19 protein-coding genes are annotated in these 20,610 nt (G+C 42.1%); 8 read left to right on the plus strand and 11 right to left on the minus strand.

The window, feature by feature from the left end:
- Window positions 1–3: 3 nt before the first annotated feature.
- Complete coding sequence (locus BUA53_RS04380) at window positions 4–1,020, minus strand: NAD-dependent epimerase/dehydratase family protein (protein ID WP_072834040.1); 1,017 nt, start codon at window positions 1,018–1,020, stop codon at window positions 4–6.
- Window positions 1,021–1,077: 57 nt separating this feature from the next.
- Entirely contained in the window at window positions 1,078–1,917 is an 840-nt protein-coding gene (locus tag BUA53_RS04385; protein ID WP_072834041.1) for a 3-hydroxyacyl-CoA dehydrogenase NAD-binding domain-containing protein, read from the minus strand.
- A 68-nt stretch (window positions 1,918–1,985) separates the two neighbouring features.
- On the opposite strand from BUA53_RS04385, the gene BUA53_RS04390 reads away from it, so the two are divergent.
- Window positions 1,986–2,180, plus strand: coding sequence for a hypothetical protein (locus tag BUA53_RS04390; RefSeq protein WP_072834042.1), 195 nt, complete (start codon window positions 1,986–1,988; stop codon window positions 2,178–2,180).
- 82 nt (window positions 2,181–2,262) lie between these two features.
- Window positions 2,263–2,880, plus strand: a complete 618-nt coding sequence (locus BUA53_RS04395) for a hypothetical protein (RefSeq protein ID WP_072834043.1) — start codon at window positions 2,263–2,265, stop codon at window positions 2,878–2,880.
- 61 nt (window positions 2,881–2,941) lie between these two features.
- Here the strand turns inward: BUA53_RS04395 and pheS are convergent, their stop codons facing one another.
- The gene (gene pheS, locus BUA53_RS04400; protein WP_175546013.1) at window positions 2,942–3,973 is read right to left on the minus strand and encodes a phenylalanine--tRNA ligase subunit alpha; all 1,032 of its coding nucleotides are present in this window, start codon (window positions 3,971–3,973) and stop codon (window positions 2,942–2,944) included.
- 82 nt (window positions 3,974–4,055) lie between these two features.
- Window positions 4,056–4,895 carry a KPN_02809 family neutral zinc metallopeptidase gene (gene ypfJ, locus BUA53_RS04405; protein WP_072834044.1) on the minus strand — a complete coding sequence of 280 codons (840 nt, stop codon included), beginning with the start codon at window positions 4,893–4,895 and terminating at the stop codon, window positions 4,056–4,058.
- Window positions 4,896–5,042: 147 nt separating this feature from the next.
- On the opposite strand from ypfJ, the gene BUA53_RS04410 reads away from it, so the two are divergent.
- Both BUA53_RS04410 and BUA53_RS04415 read left to right on the plus strand, forming a co-directional pair.
- Window positions 5,043–6,578, plus strand: coding sequence for a bifunctional metallophosphatase/5'-nucleotidase (locus tag BUA53_RS04410; protein ID WP_072834045.1), 1,536 nt, complete (start codon window positions 5,043–5,045; stop codon window positions 6,576–6,578).
- 52 nt (window positions 6,579–6,630) lie between these two features.
- Window positions 6,631–7,245, plus strand: coding sequence for a c-type cytochrome (locus tag BUA53_RS04415; protein WP_072834046.1), 615 nt, complete (start codon window positions 6,631–6,633; stop codon window positions 7,243–7,245).
- Between the two features lie 240 nt (window positions 7,246–7,485).
- Here BUA53_RS04415 and BUA53_RS04420 read toward each other — a convergent pair whose 3' ends face one another.
- Entirely contained in the window at window positions 7,486–8,031 is a 546-nt protein-coding gene (locus BUA53_RS04420; protein WP_072834047.1) for a hypothetical protein, read from the minus strand.
- A 178-nt stretch (window positions 8,032–8,209) separates the two neighbouring features.
- Here BUA53_RS04420 and BUA53_RS04425 point away from each other — a divergent pair, with 178 nt between their 5' ends.
- Both BUA53_RS04425 and BUA53_RS04430 read left to right on the plus strand, forming a co-directional pair.
- Window positions 8,210–9,571 (plus strand): alpha-amylase family glycosyl hydrolase, encoded by a 1,362-nt coding sequence (locus BUA53_RS04425; protein ID WP_072834048.1) that lies wholly within the window; start codon window positions 8,210–8,212, stop codon window positions 9,569–9,571.
- Window positions 9,572–9,600: 29 nt separating this feature from the next.
- Window positions 9,601–10,728: a formimidoylglutamase gene (locus BUA53_RS04430; RefSeq protein ID WP_072834049.1), complete on the plus strand. Its 1,128-nt coding sequence runs from the start codon at window positions 9,601–9,603 to the stop codon at window positions 10,726–10,728.
- Between the two features lie 340 nt (window positions 10,729–11,068).
- Here BUA53_RS04430 and BUA53_RS04435 read toward each other — a convergent pair whose 3' ends face one another.
- From BUA53_RS04435 to BUA53_RS04460, 6 genes are all read right to left on the minus strand, one after another.
- Window positions 11,069–12,481, minus strand: coding sequence for a tetratricopeptide repeat protein (locus BUA53_RS04435; RefSeq protein WP_072834050.1), 1,413 nt, complete (start codon window positions 12,479–12,481; stop codon window positions 11,069–11,071).
- A gap of 639 nt (window positions 12,482–13,120) precedes the next feature.
- On the minus strand, window positions 13,121–14,341 hold the full coding sequence (locus BUA53_RS04440) for a ScyD/ScyE family protein (protein WP_072834051.1): 1,221 nt from the start codon (window positions 14,339–14,341) through the stop codon (window positions 13,121–13,123).
- 656 nt (window positions 14,342–14,997) lie between these two features.
- Window positions 14,998–16,350, minus strand: a complete 1,353-nt coding sequence (locus BUA53_RS04445) for a vanadium-dependent haloperoxidase (RefSeq protein WP_072834052.1) — start codon at window positions 16,348–16,350, stop codon at window positions 14,998–15,000.
- An 874-nt stretch (window positions 16,351–17,224) separates the two neighbouring features.
- Window positions 17,225–17,839 carry an HD domain-containing protein gene (locus BUA53_RS04450; protein WP_072834053.1) on the minus strand — a complete coding sequence of 205 codons (615 nt, stop codon included), beginning with the start codon at window positions 17,837–17,839 and terminating at the stop codon, window positions 17,225–17,227.
- A gap of 142 nt (window positions 17,840–17,981) precedes the next feature.
- A complete protein-coding gene (locus tag BUA53_RS04455; protein ID WP_072834054.1) occupies window positions 17,982–18,839 on the minus strand; it encodes a lytic transglycosylase domain-containing protein in 858 nt (285 codons plus the stop codon).
- 485 nt (window positions 18,840–19,324) lie between these two features.
- On the minus strand, window positions 19,325–19,795 hold the full coding sequence (locus BUA53_RS04460; protein WP_217652926.1) for a dihydrofolate reductase family protein: 471 nt from the start codon (window positions 19,793–19,795) through the stop codon (window positions 19,325–19,327).
- 14 nt (window positions 19,796–19,809) lie between these two features.
- Here BUA53_RS04460 and BUA53_RS04465 point away from each other — a divergent pair, with 14 nt between their 5' ends.
- Complete coding sequence (locus BUA53_RS04465; protein WP_072834055.1) at window positions 19,810–20,004, plus strand: glycoside hydrolase family 30 beta sandwich domain-containing protein; 195 nt, start codon at window positions 19,810–19,812, stop codon at window positions 20,002–20,004.
- Between the two features lie 209 nt (window positions 20,005–20,213).
- Window positions 20,214–20,588 carry a hypothetical protein gene (locus tag BUA53_RS04470; RefSeq protein WP_217652927.1) on the plus strand — a complete coding sequence of 125 codons (375 nt, stop codon included), beginning with the start codon at window positions 20,214–20,216 and terminating at the stop codon, window positions 20,586–20,588.
- Window positions 20,589–20,610: the final 22 nt, after the last annotated feature.

The following is a 20,610-nucleotide window of genomic DNA, read 5'->3' on the forward strand; positions in this document are numbered from 1 at the left end:
AAATTAAAGCGTTATTTCACCTCTTCCCAGTGCTGCTTTATATTTTTCACAGGAATTTGCAATAACGGTTTCAAGAGGAGTAAAGCTAAATCCCGGGAGTGCTGCACATAATGCAGAATTATCAAAGCTTGTCTGGCTCTGTGCTACCTTGGCTGTTTCCCGCGTCAAAAGTGGCTTACTTCCAGTAAGCATAGCTTTCATGCTTTCCATTCTCCAGGCTAGTTCACCCATTGCTTTGGTGGCTTCCCGGGCAGGCCTTGGTTTTCCAAAATTATCAGCAATAGTATTGAACAGTTTTTGGAAAGGCCAGTTCTCTGCATTCAGAATATATCTTTCCTGGCTTATGTCAGACTCAAGCAATTGCACCGTTGCTTCTGCCACATCTTCCACACCTACAAATCCATTAACGCCTTTCGTATACCAGTTAAATCCTTTATAAGCATTTTTAAAGATGGCACAACTTGATTGATGCCAGTTTCCATAACCCAGGATGGTACTTGGATTGATCACAACCCCTTCCAGTCCCTCGGCAAAGCCCCTGTACACATGCATTTCAGCATGGTGTTTAGAAATGGCATAATGCGTATTGCTACTGTTGTCTTGCCATTTCTTTTCTTCTGTTACCATTTCTTTCCTGCTGGTTCTTCCCAGCGCTGCAACGGAACTCACATGTATCAATCTATTAACCCCGCGCTCAACAGCACAATTGACCACGTTTGCCGTTCCCTCAACATTCACCTGGTACATTTTATCGCGATCTTTCCTGTCAAAGGATACAATAGCTGCGGCATGTATCACTGCCCATACACCTTCCAGCGCATCTTCAAGCGATACTACATCCAGTACATCAGCATCTACCCATTCCACTTTTTCAAGGATTCCGGATGGAATGAAAAACGGAAGTGCAGCAGAGCGCCGGGTGGCCCTGACAGTAAATCCCTTTTCTATAAGATTCTTTAAAATATATGCACCGAGAAAGCCCGTACCGCCGGTTACAAGAACTTTTCCTGTTTGATTCATTGACATTAATGGTGACGAAAATATTACGAATCAATGGTTTCACCTATCAACTGCTCACTAATAATCATAATATCCTTTTTTAGTCTTCTTACCAAGTTGTCCCAGCCTGACTTTTTCTTCCTGCAGGTAAGATGGTTTCAGGCGTTCAGGTCTATTCAATTGTTCATATACAGAGCAGCTAACAGCATAATTAACATCATTTCCAATAAGATCCATTAATTTAAATGGTCCCATTTTAAATCCCCGACTTTCTAAAATCTGGTCAATAGTGGCGTAATCGGCAATTCCTTCTTCTGCAATACGTAATGATTCAATATAAAAAGGCCGGGCCACCCGGTTTACTATAAAGCCTGGCGAATCTTTACATACAACGGGCTGTTTACCCAACTTACGTGTAAATTCCACCAATGCAATTATTGAAGCATCACTGGTAGCTTCTCCTTTTACTACTTCCACCAGTTTCATTACAGGGGCAGGATTAAAAAAATGGAGGCCTGCAAAGCGTTGAGGGCCCGGGATATGTTTTGCTATGGCATTAATAGAAAGAGAAGAGGTGTTTGAGGCGAAAAGAGTTTGTTCAGTATTGATCTTTGATAGCTCACCAAACAGGCCAATCTTGGCTTCCATCTTTTCAATGATGGCTTCTATCACCAGGTCTGCAATGCAATCAGCTATTGAATTTGTGAACCGGATGTTGCTAAGCATGTTTTCTTTTTGATCTGCCTGGAGCCTTCCTTTCTCTACCAGTTTGTCCAGGTCATTGTTGATCTTCTGTTTAGCTCTCTCTAAAACTTCTTCGTTCAGATCGTAAAGAATGGTTGAAAAGCCAGCACTGGCGCAGGCTTGTGCTATGCCACTACCCATTGTTCCCGCTCCGCAAATGCAAATCTTGTTCATCTGTTGATATTAGTCAGTAAAAATATGGTACAATAATTTCTAACTTTATAAAGACCAAAGAAATCAGGATGAAATATAAAAATGCCATATTGGTTGCACTGGCTGGCGCTTTTGCTGCAGTGGTAGCAGTTTTAGTAGTCAGGAAGAAACAGGAAATGGAGGGGGAGAGGCCCCCACGCAAGGCACCGCAATTGAAGGATGTCAAGAATCCTGGCGACCAGTCAGAGTTCTTAACTTCTCCTGGTGACTCCGAAATAGGTTAGCCAGGCCGATATTTCCACACCGCTGAAAATACCATGACAGAAGATCCCTTATCTCTATATACTAAAACTTTAAATCTTCATTATGCCTACAACTGCCGGCAGTGACGTGTTTCGTAGAAGATATTCTGGTTCTGTTGCTTTCCTGGTAGGGTTGCTGCTCTTTTTTCTTCCTTTTGTGGTAATTAAATGTAATAATACTCCGTATGCAGAAAATACGGGGTTAGGACTTGCTTTTGGCACCAATTACCAGGTTACAGCTCAAAAACAGCTTCCCGATATCCTGCAAAATAATAAGGGTAAAGAAGTCAATAAGGAAGAAGAAAAAGGGAAACTCTATGTGATGGCCCTGGTTGCCCTCCTGGCGGGCGTAGCAGGCCTGCTCTTTTCTTTGTCAAAAACCCGTAGCTCGTCATCGGTTTCCAGTCTTATGGGAGTACTAGCCGCTGTATGTCTTATTGTAGTTATGTTCCAGATCAATAGTGATGTGAAAAGAAATTCAGGTGGTAATGTCACGGGGGATATTTCAAATAATATAAAGGTTACAGCCAGTTATACTGTATGGTATTTCATTGCTATTGCCAGCTTCCTGGCTGCAGCATTCTTTAGTTATAAGCGTGGAGATCTCTCAGCTTCAGCTGGTACGGATCCGCTACCTAAGGCTGATAGAGAAGAAATGGCTAAGCCCCCGGATGGTTGGTAAGGGCAGTCTTCAATAAAAAAGACCTCTTTTGAAGGTCTTTGATCATTTAGCTCATATTTTATCAGACTGCACTATCAAACTGTTTCAGAAAGCGGGCGTCGTTTTCACTAAACAGTCTTATATCATTGACATCATACAATAACAAGGCTGGTCGCTCTATACCCATTCCAAAAGCATAACCTGTATACTTGTTGCTGTCAATGCCACAGTTCTCCAACACTTTCGGATGTACCATGCCGCATCCCAGTATTTCCACCCAGCCGGTATGTTTACAGATACGGCAACCTTTGCCTCCGCAGATAAAGCAGCTCACATCCATCTCCGCACTGGGTTCTGTAAAAGGAAAATAGGAAGGCCTGAAACGGACCTTCGTGTCCTTGCCAAACATTTCCTGCACAAAGAAGTACAGTGTTTGCTTCAGGTCGGCAAAGCTTACATTTTCATCAATGTACAACCCTTCTATCTGGTGAAAGAAGCAATGAGAGCGGGCAGAAATTGTTTCATTGCGGTACACACGCCCGGGACAAATGATCCTAATAGGCAGTTTTCCTTTTTGCATCTCCCTTATCTGCACATTGCTGGTATGCGTGCGTAACAACCAGTCAGGGTTCTGATGAATGTAGAAAGTATCCTGCATATCACGGGCAGGATGATTCTCCGGCAGGTTCAATGCGGTGAAGTTGTGCCAGTCGTCCTCTATCTCGGGGCCATCTGCTACCGAAAATCCCAGTCGTTGAAAGATATTCACCATGCGGTTGCGCACAAGCGTAATTGGATGGCGGGAACCAATAGTAATGGCGTCTCCCGGCAAGGAAAGATCTATTTCTTCTTCTGTGGAACTGGTAGCACCTGCAGAGGATTCTTTTGCCTGTTCATAACGGGCTTCGGCAAACTGTTTGAATTCATTCAGTACCTGTCCAAACTCTTTTTTGCGATCATTTGGCACATTACGCATCTCGCCAAAAAGATTTTTTACAAGCCCTTTGGTGCCCAGGTACTTGATACGGTATTCTTCCAGCTGCTGGGGCGTTACGATCTCGTATGCCTCAATATCTTTCCGGAATCCTTCAATTTGCTGCAACAATCCTTCCATGACCGCAAAGATAGGAGATGAAGCATTAGAGCCCTTAAGCAGTGAGAGCCAGTAATTGAATAAACATCAAAAAGGAATATTCCTATAATTCAGTAGCATTAAAAGTGTCGCCCTGGTTAATATCACCGGTATCAAAACCTTTCTTGAACCAATACATCCTTTGAGCGGAGGTGCCGTGGGTGAAGGACTCCGGCACCACATAACCCTGGGCTTCCTTCTGCAGCCTGTCATCACCAATGGCATTGGCCGCATTCAGGGCTTCCTCTATATCGTTGGCTTCCAGGTAGCCTTTTCCTTTTTCATAATGCGCCCATACACCAGCAAAGAAGTCGGCTTGCAGTTCCAGGCGCACTGAATATTGATTGTATTCTTCTTCGCTAAGGCGGCTGCGTAGTCTTTGCACTTTATCGGAGATACCAAGAAGGTACTGGATATGATGACCCACCTCGTGTGCCACCACGTACGCCATGGCAAAATCTCCCGGCGCGCCAAAGCGTTCTTTCAGATCGTCATAAAAGGAGAGATCTATATATAACTTCTGGTCTGCGGGGCAATAAAAGGGACCTGTAGAGGCACTGGCATTACCACAGCCCGACTGGGTTACACCACTAAATAGTACTAGCGTTGGCTTAGGATAATCCTTTCCTTCTTTCGCCAGTAACTGTTGCCAGGTATCTTCCAGGTCTTTAAGCACTACGCTAACAAACTGGGCTTCCTGGTCCTGGGCAGCTTTCTGCTCTGTGCTCATGGGCTGGCCCTGGTTTGGAAGGGGTAACTGGGTATTGCTTCCGTCGCCTCCCAGTAATAGGTTCAATACAAGTGCAATTACACCAAGTATTCCTCCACCAACAGCTACCTGTCCTCCAGATACACCCCTTCTGTCTTCTACATTATCGCTTCCCTTTCTTCCTTGCCAAAGCATAATTGATTCTTTTTGAATTAAGTATAAAAAAACGTGCCCAACAGGCTATTTCATTTCAATTAGCCTAACCTAATTTACCGCTTGTTTATCAATTTCTCTATTCTCCAGGGCTATAGTTTCCTTGAAAAACCATTTATTTGCCTCCCAATGAAATCAATAATAAAGCTGGCGCCACGTATTATTCTTTTTTCTGTATTGCTCATTTCAGCTTCCTGCTCGGTTTTCAAAGGAGGAGGTAATGACAATAAGCTTGAGGTAACGTTCGTCCATATTAATGATGTATATGAAATAGCCCCATTGGCAGGGGGAACACAAGGTGGAATGGCAAGGGTGGCAACGCTTAAAAAAGAGTATAAAGCCAAAAATCCAAATACATTACTGGTCATTGGAGGCGATTTCTTAAGTCCATCTGTTTATAACAGTTTGCAATACCAGGGAAAACCCATCAGGGGACAGCAAATGGTGGAATCCATGAATGCCGCCGGCATGGACCTGGCAGTATTTGGTAACCACGAATTCGATATTAAAGAATCGGAGCTTCAACAACGCATTAATGAATCACATTTCCAGTGGATATCCTCAAATGCTTTTCATAAGGAAGGCGGTATAATAAAACCTTTTACGAAAAATGACTCTGCATTCCCTAAAACCTTTATCATGAATCTACGGGATGCAGATGGAACAACTGCACGTATAGGTTTTATGGGTATCGTACTGCCATTTAATAAGGCAGATTATGTTTCTTATTCAGACCCCCTCAAATCTGCAAAAGAAGCTTATAACTTACTAAAAGATTCTGTAGATGCAGTGATCGCCATAACCCACCAGGCTGTATACGAAGACAGTATTTTGGCTAAGGAGATACCAGGACTGGCATTGATATTAGGTGGCCATGAACACGATATGCGTTTCCTGCACGTAGGGAATATATATATTGCCAAGGCACACGCCAATGCCAAATCAGCTTTCGTAGTGAACCTGACCATTAATAAAAAGAAAAGGTCAACCCTGGTAAAGCCAAAGCTGGTTTACCTGGACCAGAGTATTGCCCTGGATAGTGTCACAAATGCAGTAGTACAAAAGTGGACGTCCATTGCGAATAATAATTATCAATCTCTGGGATTCGACGCTGCAAAAGTGGTCATGGATCATAATGGACCTTTGGATGGAAGGGAAACTGAAATAAGGTCTCATGCTACAAACCTTACCCAACTCATTATGAGTTCCATAAAAGAGGCGGTGCCCACAGCGGAAGTTGTTTTAATGAATTCTGGATCCATACGCGTAGATGATTTCCTGCAAATGCCATTAACTGAATATGATATTATCCGCACCATGCCATTTGGTGGAGGCATCAGGGAAGCAGATTTCAAGGGCAGCCTGTTGATCAAAACACTGGAACAGGGCAGGAAGAACAGGGGGAATGGTGGTTTTCTGCAATATAATAAGGAAGTGACCCGCGAGGACGGCACCTGGAAGATCAACGGTCAACCTATTGTGCCTGAACGAACTTACCATGTGGGTATAACAGACTTTCTATTAACAGGTAAGGAAGCCAACCTTGACTTTTTAAATCCTGCCAATCCGGAGTTAATTAGATTATACAAGGCGGAAACTTCCAGTAAGGATCCCCGTTCAGATGTCAGGTTGGCTGTGGTAAGTTACCTGGAAAAGCACCAATAAAATTTGTTGGGAAATGGTTATCTTTTAGGTTCTAAAATCAAAACCAACTCTCATGCGTACACTCTTTTACCTGCCTGTTATGGCCGTATTGTCTCTTGCATCCTGTAACAGTAGCAATGAACAACCCTCTGATCAAAAAAAAGAAGATATTGTTGAAACAAGGAAACTGGAAGGCGAAGCCCTTATAAAAAAAGGAGATTACATAGTTACAGCTGGTGGATGTAACGACTGCCATACCCCTAAGATCATGACACCGCAAGGGCCGGTGCTTGACACTACCAGGCTTCTTTCGGGACATCCAAATGACTCAAAGCTTCCGCCCATAAACCCTGCATCTTATATTCCCGGGAACTGGGTCAGCATGGCGCCTGATGTCACTGCCTTTGTTGGACCATGGGGAATTTCATACGCAGCTAACCTTACTTCAGACTCTGCCACTGGCATTGGAGCCTGGACGAAAGAAGTGTTTATTCAAACCCTTAGAACAGGTAAACACCTGGGCATGGCTAATGGAAGGCCTATTATGCCGCCAATGCCCTGGAATACTGTGAACAAGTACAACGATGAAGACCTGGGCGCTATCTACGCATACCTGAAATCCTTGCCTGCAGTGCCTAATAGGGTTCCAGAATACACGCCGCCTCCTAAACCCACAGCTTCTAAATGATATATGAAAAAAGCCCCTTTGAACAGGGGCTTTTTAGTTTCTTCTATAGGGCTTAAAATAGAAAAGCCCCGGTCTCTTGCGAGCTAGGGAGCTTCCTACAGTTTGATTTTTATAAGGTAGATAACCTATAAGTTTAAAAAATCATGCCAACTTAATAAGGGATTGCATCTTTCGCGGTTTTACTCCTTGAAAAGTATCTCAGGAAAACAGGGCGAACCTTTCTCCATGCAGCTTCCATCCTTACATCTTCTTATTGGCAAACCTTCTTGTTTTTTCATCTATCAACACCACCTTGCCATTTTGTATACGCAGATCATCCATAACAGAAACTGAATCCCAGGCACCATTTTGACCCTGTAATTTTTGAGTATACCAAAGTGAAACATATTCTTCCTTTCCATCTTTGGATTTTACTGATTCAAAATCATGCATATTGATCTGCATAGCCTTTAATGCACTTCGTTCCTTTTTAAACATGCTGGCAATACTGTCTTTTGAAAACTTGCCTTCCATTTCATTGAACCTTAACTCCACTGAATCAGCAAAGGCCGTTAAGGACTTGTCGATATCACCATTTTCAAAATCCTTCAATGATTGCAACACCATTTTGGTATTTTCTTTAGATCCCGCCACCCAGTTATCCGGATGTTCAATAGTATAGGCATAATCCATTTTGGGTTCTTCAGTAGCCGCAGCCTTTACTTGTGTGTCACTGGTTTTCGATTGGTCGCCGCTGTTGCATGATGCAATGCCGGCAATAATAAAGAGCAATAAAACCTGTTTCATTGTATTTGAAGTTTTGGTAAAAATGACAAGGAGGATTATTGTATTCAAAGGACAAAGATCAACGCATAGCGGGCAGGCATCTTTGAAGTTATGGTTTTCATCTTGTTATTTGATCAAAGCAACCAGCTTTTATGAAGATGCAAAACCAAATGAAGTAATTTTATCATAAATCAAACCTATGCGCAGATATTTTCTACTGCTCTTTCCCGTAAGCTTTTTCTTTCTTTCCTGCTCCGTTTCCCGTCCAACCACTACAGCAATAACTTCTGCCAGTATTGACGGTCACCCGGCCTGGATAGAACAAGGAAATATATATGAAGTCAATACAAGACAATATACCCCCCAGGGTACTTTCAGGGCTTTTGAAGTCAGCCTTCCCAGGTTAAAAGACATGGGTGTTCAAACGCTTTGGTTCATGCCCATTAATCCTATTTCGGTTAAGGACCGCAAAGGACCTCTAGGTAGTTATTATGCTGTTTCCAGCTATACCGCCATCAACCCTGAATATGGAAATATGGATGACTGGAAGCACCTGGTGAGAAAAGCACATGACATGGGTTTTAAGGTCATCATCGATTGGGTACCCAACCACACAGGCGGTGATCATCCATGGCTTATAACCCATCCCGATTTTTTTGTAAGGGATAGTATAACTGGCCAGCCAATCTCTCAATACGACTGGACCGATACCCGAAAGCTTAATTACAAAAACCCTGAATTGGTTGATAGCATGATCGCTTCTATGAAGTTCTGGATCACCCAATCAGACATCGATGGCTTTCGTTGCGATGTGGCCCCTGCAGTGCCAAAAGAATTCTGGACCAGGTGCATTACAGAACTGCACCAGCTGAAGAATGTTTTTATGCTGGCTGAGGGTAACGATGCTTGGCTGCACGAAGCTGGTTTTGATGCTACCTACCCCTGGGATGCCTTTAACATGATGAAGCTGATAGCGAAAGGAGAGCGGCCTGCATTTGGTATAGATAGCATCCTTTCAAAAGTAAACAGCACTTACCCAAAGAATGCCATACGCATGTACTTTACATCCAACCATGACGAGAATAGCTGGAATGGCGCCGACTGGCAAACCATGCCAGGAGCTGTGCATGCCCCATTCGCAGTTCTTACCCAGACCATTGAACGGTCAGTACCCCTGATTTATAGCGGGCAGGAAGAACCTTTCCTAGATAGCATCCGGTTTTTTTATAAGGACACGATCACCTTTGGCCAATTCAGGCGTGCTGGTTTTTACAAAACACTGCTCAACCTGCGCAAGTCTAACCAGGCATTGGCGGCTAACGCTTCATTTAAAAAATTAGCCACCAATAACGATGCGGCTCTTTACGCATTTGAAAGAGAACAAGGTGGAGACAAAGTGCTTGTGATTTTAAACCTTAGTAAAGATCCCCAGCAAATAAGCTGGAAGGACCTACCATCTGAAAAAGAATGGAACAATGTTTTTGCAGGCAATAAGGAACCGGTAGATAAAGGCTTTGGCATCGAACCCTGGGGTTATGCAGTTTATCAACTTCATAAATAAGTTTTCAAGGAACTACCTAAACTTGCAGAATGTTTGAATCAATAGTTGATTTTTTGGAGCCGCTAAACCTTGGAAGGGTTTCTAATGATACAGGATATAAAGAGGGCCAGATAGGAAAGGTGATTAAGGTGTACGAGGATGAATTTCCTGATCTTGACAACGTGGATATTGTGATCGTAGGTTGTGGAGAGCAAAGAGGAGCGGCCCTGCTGCAGCCCGGAACTGCTGCTGATGTCATCAGGAATGAATTTTACAATTTGTATTACTGGCACCAGGACATCAGGCTGGCAGATATAGGCAATGTGAAAATTGGCAAGGCTAACACTGATACCTATGCGGCATTAAAAGTAGTGCTGCACGAGATGATGCTTGAAGGCAAAACAGTCATTGTGCTGGGTGGCTCACACGATCTTACACTTTCCCAGTATTATGCCTTTGCAGATGAGAAAAGACAGGTGGACGCTGTGGGAGTTGATGCAGTTATTGATATCAATATCGATTCTCCTTTCCGGAGCGATAATTATTTAATGGAACTGCTTACTGCCGATCCTAACTACATGCGGCACTACAACCATATAGCCTTCCAAAGTTACTTTGTGCATCCCCGCATGTTGGAGACCATGGATAAATTGCGCTTTGATTGCTTCCGCGTTGGTACCGTAAAGGAGCATATAGATGAAATGGAACCCGTGATACGAAACTGCCAGATCCTTTCTTTTGATATTTCAGCACTGGCACATGCTTTTGCTCCTGCTAATAATATTACACCTAACGGTTTGAATGGTGAGGAAGCCTGCACATTGTTGCAATATGCAGGAATGAGCAGCAATATGCAAAGCGTGGGCATTTATGGCTACCGTCCTGAGAAAGATGTGGAACAGCTTACCGCTAAACAGATCAGCCAGATGCTATGGTATTTTATGGATGGCCGCAGCCGTGGCAGCAGGGAAGCCGTGATTGACGAAAGGGAATCATTCAATGAATTTCATACTGCCTTTGCCGAAGTGGAAACCACCTTCCTGCAAAGCAAAAAAACGGGGCGTTGGTGGATGCAATTGCCGGACAAGCAGTTCATTGCGTGTTCTTACAAAGATTACTTATTAGCAAGTAGCAATGAGATACCAGAGCGATGGTTGCGCTTCCAGGAGAGACCGTGAGAAGGCAAAAGTCGATAGTTATTTAGGTTGATCAATTGTAATCAACCACAATTGTAAAATGCAATTGTTAGAGGCTTCACATAATCCTTAAACGACATTCATAGCTGCAATAAGTTATTCTGATTTACTTCTCCTCGGGACACTTGAAGAGGGTTCGTTGATTCATTGATAATATCTTACAATGAATTGCTTATTATAAATTCATTGTTTGACCATGTCTCTTTTTTTAGGATTGGAAAGACAAGAGGAATAAATATGTGCTGCACGACCTTGGTCAACATCACCAAAACTGCATACGCGAGTCCCTTACAGGAGACTCGCGGGGGAAGAAAATATGTATTTAGCTTACTTTGCCCTCTAGCTTCGCAACGGTTTTCTTAGCTGCAACCAAACGTATCCTATTATTCTTTTCTACCAGTTTGTGTGTTACCCAATATTCTACTTTATGATGTAAAGGAACAAGCAAGGCTGCCACAGAAACCATAACAAGCAACATCCAAACAGGTGAATGGTGGGTCAACTCTCCAAGGTAAGGATGTAGGAGCAAATTTAAAAACTCGAATATTATCAGCAGCGATACAATCCCGAGGAACTTGATCAGCTTCTGGTTGGCAATGACCGAGTGGCTTAACACGAAAAAACCTATGAGCAATGTGACCAACCCTAGAGCAATGGCGGCATATTGCAAGTTGTTTTGTCTTTCTTCCGCCTCTTTTGATTTTTGTTCCTGTATTTCTTTTTGCCTTTCCTGTTCGGCAAATACCATGTTTTGAATCTGCATCGTTTTTTCGCGACTAAACGTACTGTCTCTCGTGTCCATTGCAAGCTTCAGGTAAGTATACGCCTCCTTGTCATTCTTACCGACATACAGTTCAGACACTAGTTTTCCTGCATCAACAATGACGCTTTGTGCTACGCTTTGTTGTCTGTGTGCAAAAACTATTGCTCTTTTCGCGTAGTTGATACAAGAATCTTCCTGCTTCAATTGCTTAAACAATTTAGCGAGGCCTAAGTAACTGGATGCTCTATTAAGTGAGTCGTTGTATTCGACTCCATTTTTAATACCGAGTGAAAAGTAACTCTTGGCCAGTTCGTAATTGCCCAATTTCATTTGAAGGCTGCCAAGCGCATTTAAGGTATTAATGTACTGATATTTAGACATACTCTGGTTGAAGAGTTCGTAGCTCCTTTGCTGGTAATAAAGCGCCGAGTCAAGTTGTTCTCTTTTTTCATAAATAGTACCGACGTTATTTAGTAAACACGCTTTTCCATATACATTACTCGGCTGGGAGAACTGCAAAGATTTAAAATTGTAAGTCAATGCCCGGTCAAGATCGCCCAGTTCAAAATATACGTTGGCAATATTGTTATAACTACCGAAAATGCCATTAATATCATCAGTTTCTTCTCTGATTTTTAAACCTTGAAAGTAAAAATTTAAAGCAGCAGGATAATTACTTGCAGCGAAATACTGATTTCCTATTTGATTAAAACTTGCCCCTTCCCCTTTCCTATAATGAATTTTTTTTGCCAGTGCCAATGCGTCCTCTGCGTAACGAAGTCCACCTTTAAAGCTTTGTTCAAACAGACCTAATTTAACTAATAGATCCACACGGGCGGTGCCTGAGCTGGTACGTGATAGTAGTTGTTTTAAACTGTCCATCTCCCGGTTTTGGGCAAAAGTTGCGCGTGGAAATAGCAAAAATATGATAGCGTAAATTGCGTTTTTATATATTGTCTTGGTCCTGTTCATGTCAGTTTGTATAAATTAAAATAAATGCTTTGGTATCACCGATTAACATGATACACAATCTCCAGTTATTTTTCTTTTTTTATTACAAAGGAATTTAGCGTAACGCACAACGGGGAGGGCTTGCCCAGGTGCCGGGTTACGCTTCCCTGTCGTTTGCCTAAAGATATACAGCCTTATCATAATATAAAAGACTTGCCTATATTCTAAAGCACGCATTTGGGAAGCTGATGTTAGTGGCAGGTGCTTTTTAATCCCGAATCTTAGCATGTTCAACAGAAACTGCTTTTTCTTTGTCAAACCTGATAATAAGGTTTTGAAACAAAAAACCCAGTCCACCACCACCCATTCCCATGTCGTAAGTCCAGCTGCTTAGTGTTTCTGGTTGCCAGGAGCTGTCGCTGCTCCATTAATTGCTCACTAATAATTCATCGTTTGACAATGTGTTTTCATTAGAGTGGAAAGACAAGAAGAATAAATATGCGCTTCGTGCTTCTTGGATATACATCATCACAATGAAATCCGCGAGTCCCTTACAGGAGACTCGCGGAGGAAGAAACCCGCGTGTTACTTTTCAAGGACACGCGGGGGAAGAAAATGAATCAGCTAAAAAATAAACAATCTATTTTGAACGCCTGGTGTTTAGCTATGACGGTGAAGCAAACGTTTTATATTATTACTGCCATATGGTGGAACGGCGATGTTATCAAGAGTCCAGACATCACCACCGAGTGTAACTATGTATGCGGTGTTCCCGATGATCTCCAATGAAGTGGGGCGATCAAATTGGTCAGCGATTACGGTGACAGTTCCGTCTGCGTTCACTCTTACCAATGAGCCGGAATTAGGCACCGCCGGCGAACCTTCAGGATCGCCACTACCGGGTCCTTGCGAAAGTGCAAAGAGCGTTTCTCCACGACCGAACTCCACATCAACAAGAAGCGGGGCACCTGAGGCGACAGTGGTAACCGTTGGCGAATTAAGGCTGAATGCCAACACCTTCCCGTTTTCAGGAAGATGAGGAACCGGGCCAGCCTGTGACATGTATATCTGGTTACCTTTTACAGCCAGGCCAGTTGGTACAATATCACCAAAGCTCTTAACTATTTCAATATTACCATCAAGTGTTACATACAACACCCGGTTCAGGTGACCGTCAGTGACAAGAAAGCCGCCGCGATAGGTTTGAATGGAATATAGAACGCCAGTTGAAACATCAAATTCAAAGCCGCTTGGAGGATGGTTTACGTTGAAAGCGCCAATATCCGCTATTACTGTAAAACTATTCGGGCCATCGATCCTGTAGATGCCGTTGACCTGCCCGGTCGGAAAGAGAGTAGGATCATCTACCAGTGTTACAAGTGCATAAGCTTTCCCGCCAAAGAATGCTACATCTGATATCCCGCCAATGCCAACATCCGGTATCAATTGGGGTAATCCACTGGCAAATGTTGTATACAGGCCTGTTTTGGGGTCAACGCGTAAGATGGCACCCGCCTGGCCGTCAGGAATAAAAAGGTCACCAGCTGGTCCGACCGTGCTGCCCCAACCACCTCCAAGGCCGGTTACCAGTTGCGCTTTCATGCTGGCCTGAACCGATTTTGCTCTTGCCTTAGCCATAGCATTACTATTATCATTAGCTACAGATTTATTTACAACCTGTTCCCGTTTGCATCCAGGCATTACTGTAGCAAAAAATAATAAATAGAAGCAGAAATGAATAAGTTTTTTAAAGGAGAGTGGGGGATTTTCAGCCGCAGGTTTGATACGGTTCAGGCTATCCTTCTTTATAAAAGAAAGGGAGCCCTTTGATACAACAGCATTGAAAACCGTGTCGGTAGTTACCTTTTGGAATGTACGCATGGTGTATTATTTAAGGTTAAAAAATACTTGCTGATAAAGAAGCGGATTTACGTACAAGAAAAGTATAGTCAAAAAGTACTGGAGGATCAGTTTGGAGGGAGCGGAGTATTAAGGTACTAATTTTTGCATACTTATACAAAATTATTTGAATGCATCGTAGTTAAAATAGAAAATCCATTAGGGTCTTAATGGAAAATCATGATTACCAGGGTTATAGTAAACATGGAATTCCGGGCAGCCGACAAACCTTCTTTGGTAATATTTGTTTGCTGGGCAAATGAGCTGTTTAAAATAGTAAAAGTGGTAGGATAAAAAAGGGACTATAAACTTGCTTTTTCATGATACCATAGTGGTGAATATAAAGCATATGTTTACTTATCATAAAATCAGCAAAGGATTATAAATGGATCTATTAGGAGTTTTATATTAAGGGTGTTGCTTACAAACAGACGGGTCTGAGTGCTGATTTTTTTATAAAAAGCGCCACAACATAATAGCGTCCCGCAGTTAAATAGGAAATCCGTGTTCCAGAGCGAGTAAGTAATGCATGTGAGAGACGCACCTTATCGCTTACAAGCAATAAGGCCGTCTACTCGATTGTGTGGTTAACTATAATAAATGTCGTAATTGTTTTGGGCAAAAGTCTTTACAAATTATTATTTCATAAACTTCACCTTACTCAATATATTCTCTGCCACTTTTTTGCCCTGTTCGGTACTTTTAACTAAGGTGGCCCTGTAATGCAAGCCACTATAAAAACGGCTGTCGGATATATCGTTACTCATTTGAGTAAAGCTGGTATAACTGCGGGAGGGGTAGTTAAGATAATCGTACGTATGCAGCGTGATATGGAAATCCTCACCAAAGATTTTGCTCATCATGGTGAGAATAGCGCCCCCTGACGTCGAATGGCCGGAAGGAAATTCCGGATGATTTGGTGTAGGAATATAGCTCGACCAACTAGGATCAATATACGCACGGATATAAGTGACCGGACGAATCAGGTTGAAGCGGTATTTATTGGTAAAGAGCACAATACTGGCATCACGTGTTGCTAATCCAATTTTCACATAATCAAGAGCTGCCATATCCAGTGTGGGTTTTGTGATGTCCAGTAACTGCGTCATTAGGGCAAGATAAGTACCTCCTGGCGTATAGCCTGGTACATCTTTAAAGTAATCGGCCAGCGCTTTTTGTTCGGGTGTTATATTAACACGTGCGTCATACACTTCTTTTACCATATTATAAAAAGGCGAACCTGGAACTGTTGAAAAAGCAGGAGGCGGTTCCAGTGTAGTGTTGTCTGCAGAGCCCGGAACTAATAACCGGAGTTGATATGCATAAGGGTTAACAATTGGGGAAGTCGATGTTGGTATCCAAAGACCCGGACCTACAGGAGGCACATATGGGGGATTGATATTGGTTGTACCATCAGTAGCGGCCCAATTATAAACTCTTGTCGCTACTTCTTTTCCAAATGCAATTGAACGTTGTAATGTTGCGTCATCAGTTTCTGTACTATAAGTTGCCTGAAATGAATTTTCAAGATTAGTCATGGCTGTTTTATTAGCAATGGCAGTTGCTGGGAAAAGCCTCCGGTTCATTTCTGCAAGTGCAGCATTTGCACTAGCTGCCCAATGGTAGGCTTTACCCGGCTCGGTTGAAGGCATTTCTGGAAAATCGGTTAGCTGACCAGAGAGTGATTGATAAGCGGGCATGCCCGGAACTACTGATTCGTAAAGTGCAATACCGCAGTATGCCTGGCATCTGTCTGTAGCTTGACCAGCAGTACCAGCCGGCATTGGCACTTTTACCATTTGGAGTTGCATATTAAGCCAACTTACTACGACCTCTGATGAAAAAGTTTTTGATTGTTTTAAATGGCCATGATCCTTGTTTTGTTTGGCGGCTAATGTCATCTGTTCCTGTGATGCCGGCTTATCTATATTCTTTTCACAAGAAAACAGAAAGACTACTAATACAACAGTGATAAAAGAAATCCTTTTCATAATCTAGTTGTTTTGGTTAATTAATAAATGCTTTGTGTCTTGATTTCAATGATGAATAATTCTTATTACTGAAAAATGCTTCATTTCATTGTTAGGCATTCAAAACCTTATGCGTATGACTGGATTTGCATGCCTTATAAGATCATGTAGTTCTGAGTTACGGAAAAAAGCTTAAACAGGTGCAGGACTGGCCTAAGAAGATATGTAGGTAACTAGCAAAAAGTAAGAAGCATCTATACAGTTGTAACAGAAAAAAATATACTGTTTTGCATAAAGAACTCCTTTACAGTGAGTAAATCAAATACTCATTCAGAAATTGGAGATAAACAACCTTTCTATAAAATAGTTTGGATTTCTGGATCTATGCATATTGAAGTTAAAGTTTTTATCAACAAACAACTAATTTATTGATAGCTCTTGCATGGGCTCTACCGTAGAAAGCTGAACAGTGAAAAGGAAGCCCAAAGGAAACCAAAATAGACAAAACCAGGGCAGACACCTGGTGGCTAAAATTTGTTGTAGATCAGGAAATTATCGTACCTCAGTCAATGTTTAACCCCCAAAAGGCATACCTGCTAAAATGACAACTTTTACTGGAATAAGATTAAAAGTGACAACCTATTTTTGAATTACACATACACAAAGCAATTTATGCAACGCCTATGTGCCGCCTATGTACCGCCTTTGTGCCGCCTATGTAACGGCCCTTTAAAGAGGCGGTACATAGCCATTACAAACATGCTACTATGACATTTAAAAGGCTTTTGAAATTGTGGTTTACCTAATGCAGGAAAAAGGATTAATCTTTTGGGAAGGCAAATGCCACCATTATGTTCAACAACGAAATTGAATGGGTTTTAAGAATAGAAATAAATCAAAGACTCAATAGCTCCCTTTGAAGATTCTCTTTGGCCATGCTTTCGTACTTCTTAAAGAAATAGTCTGTTTTAAAAATACGGTCCTGGGAAAGGAAGTGTTGCACCACCGCTTTGCGGCCAGGCTTGTACAGCATGTCAGAATAGAGTATGTATTCTTTGCGGATACCCGTGGTATAATCATCATAAACAGCCGCTGGCTGCCCCAGGATGGAGAGGTCCGCATCAGTGAAAATATTGGTATCGCCATTTTCAGACAAATTATGCGACTTTGTGGCCATGATCAGTTCCATGGAGGTTTTGATCAATGCCAGGGGAACATCAAGGGTAGTCATTCGGTGCTCGGCAATGATAGTACTTCTTTCTTCATTATCTCTGCGAAGCGGATTGTAAACCAGGTCGTGGAAAAAAAGGCTGAAAAGGAGCGCATCCCGGTTTTGAATAAGTTCTTTGGCTGCTTCCAGTTCATAATAGAATTGCTGCAAATGAGAGAGCGTATGATAGTATCGTTTGGGGTTGGAGTAGCTTTTTTCTATCTCAGCCCAAACATGTTCGATAAGTCTTTTATTGCTGCAATAGCGGTTTGAAATGTCAGTAAAGACGTCTTTCATCATAGGGAATCATTCTTCTTACTGTCGCTCCGAAATGCCTTACTCACGAAATAAGCTACCAGTATCACAATAATAAAAAAATTAAGCATCAATAAAAATAAGAACAAAGGGTTATGTAAAAACACAACCCTTTGTTAGTTAGCCGTTATCGCACTGCAATTATGGTGTTTTCATCCATCTGCAGGTTTTGTTTCACTTTATAATCTGATATCTCCTTTAAATATTTTTTGGTCTCTGACTTGGTGAGCATGGTCAGGCTGCCTTCCTGCTGAAAATAATAATGCGTGGCAATAAACCTTTTTACATGTCCCCTGGTCTCGGCCGGGAGAAATGCCTGTAAACTCCAGAAATTGTGACTGCCAGAGCGTTTGATGGCTTTTAAAACAGGTCCTGAACCACTGTTATAGGCAGCGATCACCAGCAACCAGTCGCCAAATTCATTGTATAGGTCTCTTAGATGCTTGGCAGCTGCCTCTGTGCTTTTATAGTAATGGGTACGCTCATCACGTTTGCCATTGACCTTCAGACCCAGGTCGCGTGCAGTGGAGGCCATTAACTGCCAGGGACCCCGGGCGCCGACATGAGAAAGGGCAGAAGCCTTTAACTGTGATTCCACAACTGCCAGGTATTTTAATTCCACCGGCAGGTCATACTTTTTAAAGATAGGTTCGATGATGTTGAAATAAACACCGCTTCTTTTTTCTACGATCTCAAGAGCTTCAGTGTTCTTTTTAATGAACTGGCTTGCATATTTAGCTGCCATAGCGTTCATTGTAATTTTCGGAGCTTCTGGTTTCGCTTCAGTAGCAGCCAGCACTACAGTATCTGCAGGCAATTGCACTGAAGTGTCTTTGCATAGGGTTTGATGAACGATTGGATTGCCGGAAAGAGCTGAGTCATTACCGAGGGTTTGAGCTTTAGGACTAACGCTAAATGGGGATACCATAATAAAAAAAGCGCCATGACCAAAGAACCCTGCTTTAACTAATTTTCTTTTCAACATTGTTTTCTTTTAAGGGTTAAACAATGCCGACCCTAAGAACTTGGATTACAGATAGGGTTATATCAGTAGGATGATTGATCGGGTTAGCTCAGAGAATATTGGCGGGGGTTATTCAGGGAAAGTGGATTCATTAGCACTCAGATCTTCCGGGGGACGGACATAATTGGGTTTTTCGCGTCCGGAGAACTGGGTTGATGTTACCTAAAGCATCAAATGTAGTCTCCGGCTTTCGTAAGTCATAGCTTTTGGAGATATGAAAATTTACGATTGATATATAAATGGCTGAAGATGAATGGTATTATCTTATGTAATAGAAAGGGTAAACTTATTCACATAGGAAGAAGGTATGGTAATAAATTATTATTCAAGGCTTAAAAAGGCGAATTTTGATCCCTTATCAAAACTTTAGAAAGTAAATAATTCATTGCTGGGGTTTTTATTTCTTTAGGTCATACTTCAGTGAGACAAGGCCTGTGTTGTATGTTTTAGCTTCTATAAGTTGTAGTTGGGTGCGGTGCTCGCTTTCGGGAAACAATCGCTTTCCAGTGCCCAATAGGATGGGGTGCACTCAGCCAGAGATGATCGATCAATCCATGTTCAAGAAAATAGGCTGTTAGGCTTGCACCTCCGAAAAGCCAGATGTCTTTTCCTGGTTCCTGCCGGATCTTTCTGGCTGCTTCCGCGGCATCACTATTAACCAGTATAGCCCCTGGCTTAACTTCCTTTAGGCTATTGGAGAAAATATATTCTTTCATCTTAGGAAAACCTGGGCTGGCATTTTCACCCATGGCCTGCATCAGTTCATAGGTTTTGCGCCCAATAAAAAGACTGTCTACATGGGTAAAGAATTCTGACATGCCATAATCCTGGTCGGTAAAGCACCAATCAAATTCACCGTTTGGGCCTTCGATAAATCCATCAAGGGTAATGGCCAGTCCAAGGATAATCTTTCTCATGTTGAAGCATTTGAATGTGCAAATTAAAAAAGGGTACTTCCAGCGGTGAATTCAGTAACCTATTTGCTTTTGTAAAACCCGATAAATCATTAGTAGTAGTGGTGCATAATGAAACTGGCACCGACAAATTATTGCAAATAAAATTAAGTAAGCGAAGCATACGCCCCCTGCTAAAGGCTCATACTTTTAATACATTTTTGATCCGGTAATATTTGAATGTAATGTGGATAGTGTATAACAAAATCCCGTCCATGCTTAAGCCAAATGGGAAACGAAATTATCTTTACTACTTAATCAATCATTGATGACAGTTATGAGCCAGGAAAGAATTCCAGTAATGGTGAATATAAACAACAGGGAAGAACTTAACACCTTTTTGAATAAATTGACAGAAGATACTTAAGCCAGGTGGGGATTGATGAAACCGCAACATATGATAGAGCACCTGGTTAAGACACTTCAGCATTCGAATGGCAAAAAAGAGATTGCTCAAAAGTCAACGGATGAAGAAGCCAAACAAGCAAAAGCAGGATTTATATATACAGATGTAGAAATGCCCATTGGGCTTAAAAGTTCTCTTGCCGGTGAAACGCCCGATCCGCTTCAGTATGCAGATCTGGATGCAGCAAAACAGCAATTGAGCCTGGAGCTGGATGATTTTGAAAGTTTTTTTGCCAATAATCCTGAGGCTGAATTTGTGCAACCAAGGTTGGGAAAGCTGAATCACCAGGAATGGATCATTTTGCACAATAAACATTTTACGCATCATTTTAAGCAGTTTGGATTAGTATAATTTATAGCACAGGTTTTACCAG

The organism is Flavisolibacter ginsengisoli DSM 18119, assembly GCF_900129295.1.
GTDB classification, from domain to species: domain Bacteria; phylum Bacteroidota; class Bacteroidia; order Chitinophagales; family Chitinophagaceae; genus Flavisolibacter; species Flavisolibacter ginsengisoli.